Below are 14,612 nucleotides of genomic sequence, written 5' to 3'. Positions count from 1 at the left end.
GCTCTTACTCCACCACGGCCAGGGGTTGGAATTCGTGGGCGTCGATGCCGCCCTCGGCCCGTTCGGCCCACGGGTCGATCTGCGCGTATTGCTGCGAGAACAGGAAGCGGGCTTCCAGGGCCTTGCGGCCCGCCCCGTCGTCCAGGACCCGGGCCTTGATATGGGCCATCCCCACCCGCTCGACCCACGGCGCGGTGCGTTCCAGATAGAAGCCCTCTTCCCGATAGAGCTGCATCAGGGCGGCGATGATCTCGAGGACCTCGTCCTCGGTGGCGACCCGGGTGAATTGGTCGGTGACCCGCACCTCGATGCCGCCATTGCCGCCGATCAGGATGTCATAGCCGGCATCGACGCAGACGATACCGAAATCCTTGATGGTCGCCTCGGCGCAATTGCGCGGGCAGCCCGACACCGCCAGCTTGACCTTGTGCGGGGTCCAACTTCCCCACAGCAGCTTTTCCAGCTTGACCCCCAGACCGGTCGAATCCTGGGTGCCGAAGCGGCACCATTCCGAGCCGACGCAGGTCTTGACCGTGCGCAGCCCCTTGGCATAGGCATGCCCCGACACCAGCCCGGCCTTGTTGAGATCGCCCCACACCGCCGGCAGGTCTTCCTTCTTGATGCCGAACAGGTCGATGCGCTGGCCGCCGGTGACCTTGACCATCGGCACCTTGAACTTGTCGGCGACGTCGGCGATGGCGCGCAATTCGTCGGGCGTGGTCAGCCCGCCCCACATGCGCGGCACCACCGAATAGGTGCCGTCCTTCTGGATGTTGGCGTGGACCCGCTCGTTGATGAAGCGCGAGCGGGCATCGTCGAGATACTCGCCCGGCCAGGCGCACAGCAGGTAATAATTCAGGGCCGGCCGGCACTTGGCGCAGCCGTCGTCAGTCTTCCAGCCCAAGGCCCGACGGACCTGACCTTGCGTCTTCAGACCCTGCTCGACGATGGCCTGGCGAACGTGGGCATGGCCGTGCTCGGTGCATTTGCACATCGCTTCCGAGATTGCGGCGTCGGCGCCGGTGACATGGGCCAGGATGGCCTGGACCACGCCGGAACATTGCCCGCACGAGGCCGATGCCTTGGTGTGGGCCCGGACCTCGTCCAGACTGGTCAGGCCCTTGGCATTGATGGCCTTGACGATCGTTCCCTTCGAGACGCCGTTGCAGCCGCAGACCTGGGTGTCGTCGGACATGGCGGCGACATCCATGGCCCCCTTGGCGCCGCCGCAGCAGGCATCGGCGAATTGCTGGCCGAAGATCAGCCGGTCGCGCAGCGGCCCGACATCGCTTTCCTGGCGCAGCAGTTGGAAGTACCAATTGGCGTCGGCGACGTCGCCATACATCACCGCGCCGACCAGCCGGTCCTCGCGGATCACCAGCTTGCGATAGACCCCCTTGGCGGCGTCGCGGAAGACGATTTCCGAATCGGCCTCGTCTTGGGCGGTCAGCTGGCCGGCCGAGAAGACGTCGATGCCGGTGATCTTCAGCCGGGTGGACAGGGCCGGGGTGACATAGGACGCGGCGCGATCGCCGGCCAATTGGGCGGCACAGACCTTGGCCTGTTCCCACAAAGGCGCCACCAGGCCGAACACCTGGCCGTTATGTTCGACGCATTCGCCGACCGAGTAGATGTCGGCGTCCGAGGTCGCCATGTCGTCGCCGACCTCGATGCCGCGATTGATGGCCAGGCCGGCGGCCTTGGCCAGATCGACATTGGGGCGGATGCCGATGGCCACCACCACCAACTCGCCCGGCACGAAGCGGCCGTCGGCCAGCTTGACGCCCTGGGCGTGGGTGGTGCCGGTGATTTCCTCGGTCTGGCCCGAGGTGAAGAAATGCAGGCCGCGATCGGTCAGGTCGCGCTGCAGCATGCTTCCAGCCTCGACATCGAGCTGGCGCTCCATCAGGGTCGGCATCAGATGGACCAGCGCCACCGGCATGCCCTGGCGCTTCAGTCCCCAGGCCGCTTCCAGACCCAGCAGGCCGCCGCCGATCACCACGGCGCGGCTGCCAGCCTTGGCGGCGGCCAGCATCTTATCAACGTCATGGATGTCGCGGAAGGCGACCACGCCCGGCAGTTCCAGGCCCGGCAGCGGCGGCATCAACGGCTTCGAGCCGGTGGCGATCAGCAGCTTGTCATAGGCCACCACCAGGCCCGAGGCGGCGGTCACGGTCTTGGCGGCGCGGTCGATGGCCACCACCGGGTCGCCGGTATGAAGGGTGATCTGGTTGTCGGCGTACCACTGGCGGGGATTGATGACGATGTCGTCGACGCCCTTCTCGCCGGCCAGGACCGACGACAGCATGATGCGGTTGTAGTTGGGATGCGGCTCGGCGCCGAACACGGTGATGTCATAGCGCACCGGGGCGATGGCCAGCAGCTCCTCGACGGTGCGCATGCCGGCCATGCCGTTGCCGATGACCACCAGTCGGCTGCGGGGTTGAGCGTTCATCACTTGGTCTCCTTCAGCGCCTGCGCGTCAGCTTTCGGCGCGGCCAGGGGGTCGAAGCGGGCACCGTCCAGGAAGGTGTCGGCGCCCATGGCGATGGGGGCGGTGGCCTTGTCCAGGACCCACGGTCCGGCATGGCTGCCCTCGGTCTTGTGATCGACCAGCGGCACCGGCAGCCCCAGTTCCAGGGCGGCCAGTCGATAAAGGTCGGGGCGGTAGACGTCTTCGGCGACGCGGCGGGTATCGACGCCTGAGCCCAATTGGTTCCAGCGCTGCATCTGGCTCAGGAACCACAGGGCCTGGCTGCGCCATGGGAAGTTGGCGGCATGGGCGTGGAAGATCGGGCGGCTGGGCGCTTCCAGCGAGCGCCGGGCTACATCCAGCGGCACGTTGACATAGGCCGGCTGCGACAGGATTTCCGCCAGTTCGGACGGGTTGTCGTCGCACCACCGGGCGGCGGCCACCACCGCCTTGATCATGGCGGTGACGGTCTCGGGATTGGCGTCGGCGAAGGCGCGGGTGACGCCCAGCACCTTTTCGATCCGGTTGGCGAAGATGTCGTCGCTGGAGGCGACGACGCGGCCCAGTTCCATGCCGGCGGCCAAGGTGCCCCAGGGTTCACCCACGCAGAAGCCGGAAATGTTGCCGGCCGACAGATGGCCGACCATCTGCGGCGGCGGCACCACCGTCAGGCGGATATGGCGGTCGGGGTCGATGCCGGCGGCGGCCAGCCAATAGCGCAGTTCGTAATGGTGGGTCGAGAACGGATAGACCATGGCAAAGGCCATCGGTTGCACCCCGGCGGCCTGGTCGGCATCGATCACCCGCTTCAGCGCAGGCCCGTCGAAGCCGCCGTGATCTTCCATCCGCTTGGCCAGGCCGGCCGACAGGGCGATGGTGTTGCCGCCCAGATTCAGGCCGGCCACCGCCAGGACCGGGGCGCGGATGGCGCCCAGACCCAGGCTCATCGACAGCGGCATGGTCGCCAGCATCTGGGCGCCGTCCAGGGCGCCGACCGCCAGCTTGTCGCGGATGTTGGCCCAACTGGGTTCGCGGCTGATCTCGACCTCCAGGCCGGCTTCGGCGAAGAAGCCGCGTTCCTTGGCGACCACGATCGGCGCGCAGTCGATCAGGGGGACGATGCCCAGCTTCAGACGGTTGCGTTCGACAGCCATGATGTTTCCCCTTTCCTCAGCCGGCCTTGGCGTGGGCGCCGTGTTCGTATTCGTCGAGGAAGCTTAGGACCTGCTCGCGATATTCGTAGTAGCGAGGGTGTTCCAGCAGGGCACGCCGGGTGCGCGGCCGCGGGATGTCGATGTCCAGCACCTTGCCGATGCGGGCGTTGGGGCCGTTGGTCATCATCACCACGCGGTCGGCCAGCAAGATCGCCTCGTCGACGTCGTGGGTGACGCAGACGGCGGTCACTTGCGTCCTGGCCCACACTTCCATCAACACTTCCTGCAATTCCCAGCGGGTCAGGCTGTCGAGCATGCCGAACGGCTCGTCCAGCAGCAAAAGCTTGGGCGACAGGGCGAAGGCCCGGGCGATGCCGACCCGCTGCTTCATGCCGTTCGACAGTTCGGACGCCTTCTTGTTCATGGCATCGCCCAAACCGACCCGTTCCAGGTAATAGGCGACGATGTCGAAGCGTTCGGCTGTGCTGGCGTGCGGATAGACGCGATCGACGCCCAGCGCCACGTTCTGGATGGCGGTCAGCCAGGGGAACAGGCTGGGGGCCTGGAACACCACGGCGCGATCGGGACCGGCCACCGAGACCTCGCGGCCATCGAGGATGATGCCGCCTTCCGACACCTCGGTCAGGCCGGCGGTCATGGTCAGCACGGTGGACTTGCCGCAGCCGGAATGGCCGATCAGCGAAATGAACTCGCCCTTGGCCATCTTGAGGTCGAAGCCATCGACCACGGTCAGCGGCCCCTTGGGCGTCGGATAGATCTTCTTGAGCTGCGAGAATTCCAGGTAGCGGTCGGGGTTGTTCACCTGGGCCGCCGCCTGCTGATAGACCTTGGGCGGCATCTGGGTAATGGGGGTGACGTTGGGCAGATCGCGGGTTTCAAGCCCGGCGCTGCGTTCAAGGCCGACGCCCATCAGATATTCGGTGATCTCGGCCCGCAGGCGCTTGAATTCTGGATCGTGATTGATGGCGGCGCGGTCGCGCGGACGCGGCAGCGTCACCTTGAAGGCCGGCCCCAGGGTCGCCCCCGGGCCGGGGTTCAGCGGGATGATGCGGTCGGCCAGCAGCAGGGCTTCATCGACATCGTTGGTGATCAGCACCACCGTCTTCTTGTCGCCCGACCAGATCGCCTCGATCTCGTCTTGCAGCTTGGCGCGGGTCAGGGCGTCCAGCGCGCTCAAGGGCTCGTCCAGCAACAGGATTTCCGGGCGCATCGCCAGCGCGCGGGCCACCGCCACCCGCTGGCGCATGCCGCCCGACAGCTCGGCCGGGCGGCGATCGACGGCGTGCGACAGGCCGACCATGGCGATGTACTTCTTCAGGGCCTCGGCCCGCTCGGCCTTGGATGCCCCCTTCATGGTGGCGTCGACCGCCAGGGCGACATTGCCCTCGACCGTCAGCCACGGCATCAGCGAATAGGACTGGAACACCACGCCGCGATCGGCGCCCGGCCCGGTCACCGGCTTGCCACGCAAGGTGATGGTGCCGTGGTCGGGCGTGGTCAGCCCGGCCATCAGCGAAACCAGGGTGGTCTTGCCCGAGCCCGAGAACCCGACGATGGCGATGAACTCGCCATCCTCGATGGCCAGGTCGATATGCTTGAGCACCGAGGTCGGGCCGTAGGACTTCGAGACGCCGGACAGTTCGAGGATGGCCATGGCGGGGGCTCCGATCTTAGCGGGTGGCGGAGAACGAGAAGGTGACCTGCAGCGCCTGCATCAGACGGTCGAGCAGGAAGCCGATCAGACCGATGGTCAGCACCGCCACCATGATCTTGGCCAGCGACTGCGACGAACCGTTCTGGAACTCGTCCCACACGAACTTGCCCAGGCCGGGATTCTGCGCCAGCATCTCGGCGGCGATCAGCACCATCCAGCCCACGCCCAGGGACAGGCGCAGTCCGGTGAAGATGAAGGGCAGCGCGGAAGGCAGCACCAGCTTGCGGATGGTGGTGGTGGTCGACAGGTTCAGCACGCGGCCGACATTGACCAGATCCTTGTCGATCGAGGCGACGCCGATGGCGGTGTTGATCAGGGTCGGCCACAGCGAGCACAAGGTCACGGTGATGGCCGAGTTCAGGAAGCTCTTGTCGAACATCGGGTCGTCGCTGACATAAAGGGCGCTGACCACCATGGTCACGATCGGCAGCCAGGCCAGCGGCGACACCGGCTTGAACAGCTGGATCAAGGGGTTCAGCGCGGCGCTGACGGTCTTGGACAGGCCGCACATCACGCCCAGCGGCACCGCGAACACGCAGGCCAGCAGGAAGCCCATGAACACCGTCTTCAGGCTGGTGGCGATCTGGTCGATGTAGGTGGGCTTGCCGGTATATTTGCGGACCTTGGTGTCGGCCGAGGAATCGGCGGCCTTGGCCTCGGCGTTGCGCTTGGCCTGGCGTTCGTAGAAGGCGGCTTCCTTGGCCCGCTCGGCGACATGGTCGTTGGCCAGCACCGTCACCTGTTCCCACACCTGGGCCGGGCCGGGCACCGCGCCCAGCGAGGTCTGCACCTTGGGCGCCAAGGTCCCCCAGGCGACAAGGAACAAAAGGATGGCGGCCAGCGGCACCCCCAACTGGCGCCACAGCTCGCCCATCTGCTGGCGCGGATTGTCGCCGGCCAGGATGCGGACCAGCGGCGTGATCCAGCCCAGGCCGGCCACCGTCAGGATATGGGCGGCGCGGGTGAAAGCGGGGCTGCGCGTGAACGGCACCTTGGTCGGCTGAGCGGGCGCGGGGCCGGCGGTTTGGCTGATGCTGGTCATGGGAGCGTCCTTCATGTCTGGGCTCTTCTTTGGCGCCCCCGGGCCGAAGCCCGGGGGGAGGTGCTTGGGTTGGGCTTACTTGCCGGCGACCTTGTTGCCGGTCACGGTCTGGCCACCCTTCAGGCCGATGGCCAGGCTTTCCAGGTAGGCGTTGGGCTTCTTGCCGTCATAGGCGACGCCGTCGATGAAGTCGGCGGTGGCCGGACGATAGCCGTCGGTGGCGGCGGGGAACTCGTCGGCCTTGGCCTTGCCCTCGGCCACCAGCGCCTTGGCGGCCTGGTTGTAGACGTCAGGCAGATAGACCTTCTTGGCGATGTCGGCATACCAGGCATCCGGCTTGCCCTCGGTGATCTGGCCCCAACGGCGCATCTGGGTCAGGTACCACACCGCATCCGAGTAATAGGGAAAGGTGGCGTAGTAGCGGAAGAACACGTTGAAGTCGGGCACCGGGCGCTTGTCGCCCTTCTCGTACTCGAAGGTGCCGGTCATCGAGTTGGCGATCACCTGCGGGTCGGCGCCGACATATTCCGGCTTGGCCAGAATCTTGACCGCCTCGGCGCGGTTGGCGTTGTTGTTCTCGTCCAGCCACTTGCCGGCGCGGATCAGCGCCTTGACCAGGGCGACGTGGGTGTTGGCGTTCTTGGCGGCCCAGTCCTTGGTGACGCCGAACACCTTTTCCGGGTTGTTCTTCCAGATCTCGTAATCGGTGATCACCGGCACGCCGATGCCCTTGGCCACCGCCTGCTGGTTCCACGGCTCGCCGACCGAATAGCCCGAGATGGTGCCGGCTTCCAGGGTGGCCGGCATCTGCGGCGGCGGCGTCACGCTCAGCAGCGCGTCGGCGCCGATCTGGCCGGTGATGTTTTCCGGCGAGTAGAAGCCGGGATGGATGCCGCCCGAGGCCAGCCAATAACGCAGTTCGTAATTGTGGGTCGAGACCGGGAAGACCATGCCCATGTTGAAGGACTTGCCTTCGGACTTCAGCTTGTCGATCACCTTCTTCAGGGCGTCGGCCTTGATGGGGTGGGCGACCTTGCCGTCCTTGTCCTTGGGCAGATGCGGCTTCATCGCTGCCCACACGTCGTTGGAGACGGTGATGCCGTTGCCGTTCAGATCCATCGAGAAGGCGGTGACCACGTCGGCCTTGGTGCCGAAGCCGATGGTGGCGCCCAGCGGTTGGCCGGCCAGCATATGGGCGCCGTCCAGTTCGCCGGAAATGACCCGGTCCAGCAGCACCTTCCAGTTGGCCTGCGGCTCGAGGGTCACGAACAGGCCTTCATCCTCGAAGAAGCCCTTTTCCTTGGCGATGGCCAAGGGCGCCATGTCGGTGAGCTTGATGAAGCCCAGCTTCAACTCGTCCTTTTCCAGCTTCGGGCCGGCCTGGGCGACCATCGGAACCAGGAAGGCGGCGGCCGCCAGACCCAGGCCGATCTTTCGGCTGCACTTCAGAAACGCTGCTTTGGCTGTCATGTCCGTTACCCTTCGTCGTGTCGTCCGGTGTGGCGAAAGCACAAAAAAACGGCGTCCCCGCGGGTCTGGTCGGGCCATATGGCCTGACCGATCCACGGGAACGCCGTTGTTCCCTTCGGGCCCCAAGGGGCCGTCTATCTGCTTGGGCAACCCCCTCGCCGTTGAGGCGGTGCCGCTCGCCTTCCTATAGGCAAACAGCGTGCCAAACCGGGATTGGCGGAATTCTGCCGCATGTGCGAAGGCCGACTTTAGCCGAATGTCTATTTTTTAGGCTGCTTGTTTTGTGTGGACTATTTTTTGGGCATATTTCATACCCTCTGGACAAACACTCTTTTTGCGGGCTTATTGCGACAATAAACATTCCATAAGGTGTATCATGCGTGCCTTGACCGCCCTTGCCATCCTGTTGTTGGTCTCTGCCTGCGCCACGCCCGATGCCGGCCCGCCCTGGCGTTCGGCCATCGAGGTGCTGGCTCCGTCCGATCCGGCCTATGGCACGGTGCCGCTGGATCAGTTCAAGAAGGCGCCCGGCCAGGGCGGGGTATCCGAGGCCCAGGTGGTCCGCCTGACCCGCGACCTGCCGGTCTATCGTTTGTGGAGCGGGCCTGCCAAGGTCAATGCCAGCGGCCAGACCAACCGGCTGGGCTCGTGGTGGTCGTTCGACCCGCCCAAGGGCGCGGTCAGCAGCTACCGCAACGATTACGAAATCTGCCTGAGCTGGAACGACCTGACCTGGGTGGCGACCTGCACGCTCAAGGTCGGCGCGGTGGTGGCGATCGGGCCGGGGCAGTCGGTGTCGGTTGATTTGTGCAAGAACCCGGCCGGGCCGGAACAATACGGTGCCAACCCCAAGGGCTGGCAGGTCTTCGTCAACCAGCCATGGGCGCAGCCGGCCAGCACCTTCGAATGCCCGCCCGTTTCGGCCGACTATCCGGCCGATCCCGCCGACATCGCCCGGCGGCAGAACTAACCCAGCAATTCCGCCGCCTCGATGATCTTGTTGGCGATGTCGATCAGGCGCAGCTTCTGGTTCATCGCCATGCCACGCATTTGGGCATAGGCGGCTTCCTCGTCGATGCCGCGACGCTTCATCAAGATGCCCTTGGCCCGCTCGACCAGCTTGCGCTCGGCCAGGGTGGCGCGGGCCTTGTCCAACTCGCCGCGCAATTCCTGGAACTGGGCGAAGCGGGCGATGGCGACATCGACCACCGGGCGGACCCGCTCGGGCTTCAGGCCATCGACCACATAGGCGGCCAGGCCAGCCTCGATCGCCGCTTTGATGGTTTCCGGCTTGCCGTCCTGGGCGAACATGATCACCGGGCGGTGCTGGTCCAGGCTGACCCGCCCCATATCCTCCAGAGTGTCGCGGTCGGGGGCGTCGATGTCGCAGATGATGATGTCGGCGGCCAGGGCGCGCACCTGGGCTTCCAGCCCCGATCCGGTGGCGACGACGGCCACCACCTGGAAGCCGTTGGCATCCAGCGCGGTGCGGACGGATTCTGCCCGTTCGCGTTCGTCGTCAACCAGGATGACCCGCAGGCCCATCGTCACTCCGCACCCTGTCTATCGGTGGATGCGATGCAAGCTCCACGCCAGATCGTATCAGGAAACGAACTCGTCCCGACGCCAACCTTGCGCGAACAACAGCGCTGTCAGGTCGCCATGGTCGATCCGCACCCGGGCCTCGGCCGCCACCACCGGCTTGGCATGATAGGCGACGCCCAGGCCGGCGGCCTTGATCATGTCCAAGTCGTTGGCACCATCGCCCACCGCCAGGGTGGCCGACAGCGGGATGCGCATCTCGCCGGCCTTGCCGATCAGGGTGGCCAGCTTGGCCTCGCGGCCCAGGATCGGCTCTTCCACGCCGGCCAGCTTGCCCTTCTTGAAGATGAAGCGATTGGCGCGGTCCTCGTCGAAGCCGCACAAGGTCCGGACCCGCGAGGTGAAGAAGGTGAAACCGCCCGACACCAGCACGGCGGCCGCCCCGTCCGCTTTCATGGTGCGCACCAATGCTTGAGCGCCGGGCATCAGCTCGACCTTGGCCCAGCACTTTTCCAGCGCCGATTCCTTCAATTCCGACAACAGGCCGATCCGTTCCTTCAGCGCCGCTTCGAAGCCCAGCTCGCCATTCATCGCCCGGGCGGTGATGGCGGCGATGCGGTCCTTGATGCCGGCGAATTCGGCCAGTTCGTCCAGGGTCTCGCCCTGGACCATGGTGGCGTCCATGTCGGCCACCAGCAGCTTCTTCTTGCGCCCCTCGGTCCCTTGCGCCACCACGTCGACCGGGCTGCCGGCCAGAATCTTGCGGGCGGCGCCGTCGGCCTGCTCGGCGGCCAGATGGCCGAAGGCGATATCGACGGCCCGGCCCGGAGCCAGCCAGTCGGGTTGGCCGACATCGGCGCCCAACCCGTGCAACTGGCGGCGCAGGTCGGCGATCAGGCTGTCGGAAAGCGGCTCCGCCTGGGTGCCGGCGATGAGGGTAAGGATGTGATCCATGGAAGCATGACCTTCGTGGGCAGCGGCGAAAGCGGACAAGCTTTAAGGTGCCGCGCGCGGCGTGGCAAGTGCCGGTTTTGCGACGCTATCTGCCTGGAAAGATTCGCGATCTCGGCCCCAGACTAATTTGGAACATTGCCAATCACCATAAGCAGCTCCGACCCACGCCACAGTCAAACCACGGAAGCAGGCGGAAATTCTTGCCTTTGCCCCCGGCAAGCTGGCATAAACCGGAATCGCTTGCACTCCAGGGGGAGCCGGCCATTGGGCTGTCTGGTCACCGGCAAGATTAAACGATCCTTGAAGGCCTTCGGTGTCGTCGCTGTGCTTGGCGTCGTCGCGATGTTCGCGGCCAAACCCTTGGTCCGCTTCGTCGAAGGCAATCAGCCCCTGGATCCGGTGCGGCCGATCTATATCGATTACGAGGCCGAGGGCCAGGCCCTGGCCGATGGCCTGGCCTCGGACAGCGAGCTCGAGGACCGCGCCGGCCGCCCGGTCGAACGCAACGTCCAGGTCGCGTCGGGCGACACGCTGGGCGACGTGCTGATCCGCGCCGGCGTCGATAGCGCCGAGGCCAACCAAGCCATCGACGCCCTGCGGGCGGTGTTCAACCCGCGCGCCCTGAAGGCCGGCCAGAAGGTCCAGGTGACCTTCGACAGCTCGCCGCACGGCTTCGGCCACGGCGATTTCCAGAAAGTGTCGCTGAACGCCGACCCGATCCGCGAAGTCTTCGCCCTGCGCAGTGGCGGCGGCACCTTCATGGGCAAGGAAAGCCGGCGCCAGGTCAGCCGCGAGGTCGCCCATTATGTCGGCCAGATCCGCTCCAGCCTGTTCGAAAGCGCCCAATCGACCGGCGTGCCGATCCCGATCGTGATGGCGATGATCAAGGCGCTGTCCTACGACGTCGATTTCCAGCGCGACATTCAGTCGGGCGACGGCTTCGAGGTGATGTTCGAGGGCTATTACGACACCAAGGGCAAGCTGGTGCGCACCGGCGAGATGCTGTTCGCCTCGGTCAGCCTGTCGGGCAAGCCGATCGCCATGTACCGGTTCGAGACCGATGGCGGCACCGTGGAATATTTCAACGAGAAGGGCGAAAGCATCAAGAAGGCCCTGCTGAAGACCCCGGTCGACGGCGCCAAGATCAGTTCCGGCTTCGGCATGCGCAACCATCCGATCCTGGGCTTCACCAAGATGCACAAGGGCGTTGATTTCGCGGTGCCGGTGGGAACGCCGATCCAGGCCGCCGGCGACGGCACCATCGAGATGGCCGGCTTCAACGGCGCCTATGGCAATTACGTCCGCATCCGCCACGGCTCGGGCTTCGCCACCGCCTACGCCCACATGAGCCGCATCGCCCAGGGCATCCATAACGGACGCCGCGTTTCGCAAGGTCAGATCGTCGGCTTCGTCGGCTCGACCGGCCGTTCGACCGGCCCGCACCTGCATTACGAGGTGCTGCAGGGCCACGCCCAGATCAACCCGCTGTCGGTCAAGATGCCGACCAACACCAAGCTGGCCGGCCGCGAACTGGACCGCTTCAAGGGCATCAAGAAGGACACCGAGACGCTGATGGCGAAGATTCCGCCCTCGTCCCGCATGGCCATGGCCAGCGGGACCAAGCCGGGGTCACTGACCAACTAGGCGTGATGCCGCCAAAGGCCCGGCCCGGTCCGGCAGCGCGGCAAGCCATCGCATCCTATGTGATAGGCTATGTTTCCTTTGACTTCCCCAATTAACTGAGTAACGTGGCAATCATGCACGGGCGATCTTTCGGAATCGCCCTTTCTTCGGCCCACAAAGGGAACAAAACATGACCGCCACGCCCCTCGACCCCGAATCCAGACCGCGCACCCCGCTCTATCCCGACGACGACTTCTTCACCCTGGGCGCCCCGGTCGGCCCCGACCAGCCCAATCGGCGCGAAGACGTCGTCAAGGTCGAGACCATCCTGGGCAATACAGGCCTCCACGATCTGGCCGCCACCAACGGCCCGCTGGGCTATTGGGGCGAACGGCAGGAAAAGTCGGTCAGGGACTGGCAAACCCAGAACGGGCTGAAGGTCGATGGTGTGCTCAATCCCGACGGCCCGACCATCACCAGCCTGGGCAAGAAAGCCGGCCCGCTGCTGAACGGCTTCAAGCCGCCGACGCTGGCCGAGATCGACGACCACCACCAGCGCCTGTATCAGGGCGAGCCCGGCACCTTGAACCTGCGCCCGGCCCGGTTGTCGCTGCCTGCGCCCGACCACAAGCTGGATTTGGACGAGCAGACCCTGGCCTTCAACGCCGACAGCGCCCGGGCGCTGACCCGCAGCACCAATGATGGCGACATTCCGCGCATCTATGGCGATTTCGCCAAACAGGCCGGGCCGGACTCGCACGCCACCTTGATGGACCTGGCCGATGCAGATGGCGCTGGCAGAAGGCGCCACGTCCGGCGATGGCGCGCCGGTGCCGACACCAGCGCCCGCGCCCATGCCGGTCCCGACAACCCCGGCGCCGACCTTGGTCCCAACGCCCGAGCCGACACCGGCCCCGCCGCCCGGACCTGTGCCCGAAGCGACACCAGCGCCGACTCTTGCCCCCGTTTCGGAAAGTCCAACGACCGAGCCGCCTCGTCCTGTGCCGCCCGCGTCGCCCGACGATGCGCACACTGCCGTTCAACGCGACGCCGAAGTGCTGAAGGATCCCGGCAACATTCCCGGCTATACCGACTGGCTGAAGAGCGGCGCCAAGGTGGACCCGCAAGGCACCGAACAGCATGCCAAAGAGGTCAGCCGCGAACTCTACAAGACCAATCCACAGGCCGCCGAGGAACTGGTCCGTCAGGGGGAAAAGGCCGGTGTTAAGGTCGGGCTGTATGCCGACGGGCATCAGGCGAGCAAGAGCATCAAGGAACTGAAGGAAGAGGCGAAGGGTGGATATCTCTCATCGGGTCCCGACCAGGGGAGCGAGGAATGCGTCGCCCTGGTCAAGCACGCCACCCCCGAGCTTCAGGGTCTTCGCGCCAGCGACTGGAAGGAGGGCGAAAAGATCAAGGGGGCGGGCGACCCGCCGCTGAAGCCAGGGACCGCCCTGGCCACCTTCGAGGGCGGGAAATACCAGAACAAGTCCACCGGCAATCATGCGGTGGTTTTCGATCGGTACGGGGAAGAGAATGGGAAGAAAGGGATGTACGTTCTTGAACAGGCGCACAATTTTCCTGCGCGGGAAAAATTCATCCCGTTCGGCGATCCGAAGGGCAAACCGATTTACCAAGCAGAGAAATATTCGGTGATCCGCAAACCCTAAGTGGATATCCTCCCCCGACGGAGTGCGTCACCTCGTTGGGGGAGGGATCTCTATGCGCCTGCTGGTCTTGATCACGCTTTTCGGCTTCTTGCCTCTCGCCACCGCTCATGCAGATTCCGTGGTCGCCGCATGCCCGTCTGAATGGACCTTCGGCACCCAGAAGCAGCGCCTGCTGTGGGCAAATACCTGGGCGGACGACGGGGCTATCGACAATAGCCACGGCGACGACCCTGTGGAAAGCCCCGGACGAGCAATTATCCGTATCGATATGGCCAAGGTCACTCAGCGCCCCCTCTTCCTGTATTGCCGTTACAAGGAAATGCGGGGGTTTAACTTGGCCGTTTCGATTCCCGAAGGGGTTAAGACCTGCCTGGTCGAATGGCAGGGGACCGAGTGGGACGCCCGGGAGAAGGTCAACCGCCATTACGTGCGCACCCTTCGCGCCGAATGCCGCGGCACGGCCCACGGGGAGCCGTCGCGGGTCTATCCCGCGGAAATTCCCGCGCCGACCAGTGATATCGAAGGGTTGCGCCTGCGCCGATCTGCCGAAGAGTTGAAGGCGTTGGTGCTGTCCCGAGGCGGCACCTGGACCCAATGGGCCGAGGGAGCGCCGGCAGATATCTCATTCGGCGAGATCAAATTGCGGGTGGGATTTTCACTGTCCACCGGCCTGTCACGCAAGATTATTCTCTACGGCCCGCCCTGGCCGCCGCGTGACCCTGGGTTCTATGCGTCGATCATTCAACGCTTCGGCTTCCCCGATACCCCCTATGGCGATCGCTGTTCACGGATTTGGAATGCCATTGGCGCAAGAAAACACATCCAGGTGGAATGGTATCGCCCCTGCAACACCGACAGCGCCAGCGCGCCGCAGGAAATGAGGCTGGTGGACATGGCCGATCCGCAATCGATGAAAGATCGGAAATAGGCTGAGCAGAAGACTGGCGCC

Annotated in this window: 11 protein-coding genes and 1 pseudogene; 5 read left to right on the top strand and 7 right to left on the bottom strand. The window is 65.3% G+C overall.

Annotated features, from left to right (window positions below; all coding sequences use genetic code 11):
* Nucleotides 1-4: 4 nt before the first annotated feature.
* The 5 genes from nirB to A6A05_RS11290 form a co-directional block, all read right to left on the bottom strand.
* On the bottom strand, nucleotides 5-2,455 hold the full coding sequence (nirB, locus tag A6A05_RS11310; RefSeq protein ID WP_068500770.1) for a nitrite reductase large subunit NirB: 2,451 nt from the start codon (nucleotides 2,453-2,455) through the stop codon (nucleotides 5-7).
* A complete protein-coding gene (locus tag A6A05_RS11305; RefSeq protein ID WP_068500769.1) occupies nucleotides 2,455-3,627 on the bottom strand; it encodes a CmpA/NrtA family ABC transporter substrate-binding protein in 1,173 nt (390 codons plus the stop codon). Before A6A05_RS11305 ends, nirB begins: the two co-directional genes overlap by 1 nt.
* 16 nt (nucleotides 3,628-3,643) lie before the next feature.
* Nucleotides 3,644-5,302, bottom strand: a complete 1,659-nt coding sequence (locus A6A05_RS11300) for an ABC transporter ATP-binding protein (protein ID WP_068500766.1) — start codon at nucleotides 5,300-5,302, stop codon at nucleotides 3,644-3,646.
* Nucleotides 5,303-5,318: 16 nt separating this feature from the next.
* Nucleotides 5,319-6,404 (bottom strand): ABC transporter permease, encoded by a 1,086-nt coding sequence (locus tag A6A05_RS11295; RefSeq protein ID WP_082910893.1) that lies wholly within the window; start codon nucleotides 6,402-6,404, stop codon nucleotides 5,319-5,321.
* A gap of 75 nt (nucleotides 6,405-6,479) precedes the next feature.
* Nucleotides 6,480-7,874 (bottom strand): CmpA/NrtA family ABC transporter substrate-binding protein, encoded by a 1,395-nt coding sequence (locus A6A05_RS11290; RefSeq protein ID WP_068500764.1) that lies wholly within the window; start codon nucleotides 7,872-7,874, stop codon nucleotides 6,480-6,482.
* Between the two features lie 376 nt (nucleotides 7,875-8,250).
* On the opposite strand from A6A05_RS11290, the gene A6A05_RS11285 reads away from it, so the two are divergent.
* On the top strand, nucleotides 8,251-8,844 hold the full coding sequence (locus A6A05_RS11285; RefSeq protein ID WP_068500761.1) for a hypothetical protein: 594 nt from the start codon (nucleotides 8,251-8,253) through the stop codon (nucleotides 8,842-8,844).
* Here A6A05_RS11285 and A6A05_RS11280 read toward each other — a convergent pair.
* Complete coding sequence (locus A6A05_RS11280) at nucleotides 8,841-9,419, bottom strand: ANTAR domain-containing response regulator (protein WP_068500758.1); 579 nt, start codon at nucleotides 9,417-9,419, stop codon at nucleotides 8,841-8,843. The two genes, A6A05_RS11285 and A6A05_RS11280, sit on opposite strands and share 4 nt — an antisense overlap.
* A 57-nt stretch (nucleotides 9,420-9,476) precedes the next feature.
* On the bottom strand, nucleotides 9,477-10,370 hold the full coding sequence (gene serB / locus A6A05_RS11275) for a phosphoserine phosphatase SerB (RefSeq protein WP_068500755.1): 894 nt from the start codon (nucleotides 10,368-10,370) through the stop codon (nucleotides 9,477-9,479).
* Nucleotides 10,371-10,634: 264 nt separating this feature from the next.
* On the opposite strand from serB, the gene A6A05_RS11270 reads away from it, so the two are divergent.
* The 4 genes and pseudogenes from A6A05_RS11270 (at nucleotide 10,635) to A6A05_RS11255 (ending at nucleotide 14,591) form a co-directional block, all read left to right on the top strand.
* Nucleotides 10,635-12,014 (top strand): M23 family metallopeptidase, encoded by a 1,380-nt coding sequence (locus A6A05_RS11270; protein ID WP_068500751.1) that lies wholly within the window; start codon nucleotides 10,635-10,637, stop codon nucleotides 12,012-12,014.
* A gap of 169 nt (nucleotides 12,015-12,183) precedes the next feature.
* Nucleotides 12,184-12,396 (top strand): annotated as a pseudogene (locus A6A05_RS22255) (hypothetical protein); the annotation flags it as partial.
* A gap of 379 nt (nucleotides 12,397-12,775) precedes the next feature.
* Nucleotides 12,776-13,663, top strand: coding sequence for a BPSL0067 family protein (locus tag A6A05_RS21830; RefSeq protein ID WP_082910882.1), 888 nt, complete (start codon nucleotides 12,776-12,778; stop codon nucleotides 13,661-13,663).
* A 52-nt stretch (nucleotides 13,664-13,715) separates the two neighbouring features.
* The gene (locus tag A6A05_RS11255) at nucleotides 13,716-14,591 is read left to right on the top strand and encodes a hypothetical protein (protein WP_068500741.1); all 876 of its coding nucleotides are present in this window, start codon (nucleotides 13,716-13,718) and stop codon (nucleotides 14,589-14,591) included.
* The last annotated feature ends 21 nt before the right edge of the window (nucleotides 14,592-14,612 follow it).

This window comes from Magnetospirillum moscoviense (genome assembly GCF_001650635.1).
GTDB lineage: Bacteria > Pseudomonadota > Alphaproteobacteria > Rhodospirillales > Magnetospirillaceae > Magnetospirillum > Magnetospirillum moscoviense.
This window is presented reverse-complemented; position numbering and strand designations above follow the sequence as displayed.

Coding starts and splice junctions, on each gene's coding strand:
- nirB (WP_068500770.1), bottom strand. CDS start 2,455: ATGAACGCTCAACCCCGCAGCCGACTGGTGGTCATCGGCAACGGCATG.
- A6A05_RS11305 (WP_068500769.1), bottom strand. CDS start 3,627: ATGGCTGTCGAACGCAACCGTCTGAAGCTGGGCATCGTCCCCCTGATC.
- A6A05_RS11300 (WP_068500766.1), bottom strand. CDS start 5,302: ATGGCCATCCTCGAACTGTCCGGCGTCTCGAAGTCCTACGGCCCGACC.
- A6A05_RS11295 (WP_082910893.1), bottom strand. CDS start 6,404: ATGACCAGCATCAGCCAAACCGCCGGCCCCGCGCCCGCTCAGCCGACC.
- A6A05_RS11290 (WP_068500764.1), bottom strand. CDS start 7,874: ATGACAGCCAAAGCAGCGTTTCTGAAGTGCAGCCGAAAGATCGGCCTG.
- A6A05_RS11285 (WP_068500761.1), top strand. CDS start 8,251: ATGCGTGCCTTGACCGCCCTTGCCATCCTGTTGTTGGTCTCTGCCTGC.
- A6A05_RS11280 (WP_068500758.1), bottom strand. CDS start 9,419: ATGGGCCTGCGGGTCATCCTGGTTGACGACGAACGCGAACGGGCAGAA.
- serB (WP_068500755.1), bottom strand. CDS start 10,370: ATGGATCACATCCTTACCCTCATCGCCGGCACCCAGGCGGAGCCGCTT.
- A6A05_RS21830 (WP_082910882.1), top strand. CDS start 12,776: ATGCAGATGGCGCTGGCAGAAGGCGCCACGTCCGGCGATGGCGCGCCG.
- A6A05_RS11255 (WP_068500741.1), top strand. CDS start 13,716: ATGCGCCTGCTGGTCTTGATCACGCTTTTCGGCTTCTTGCCTCTCGCC.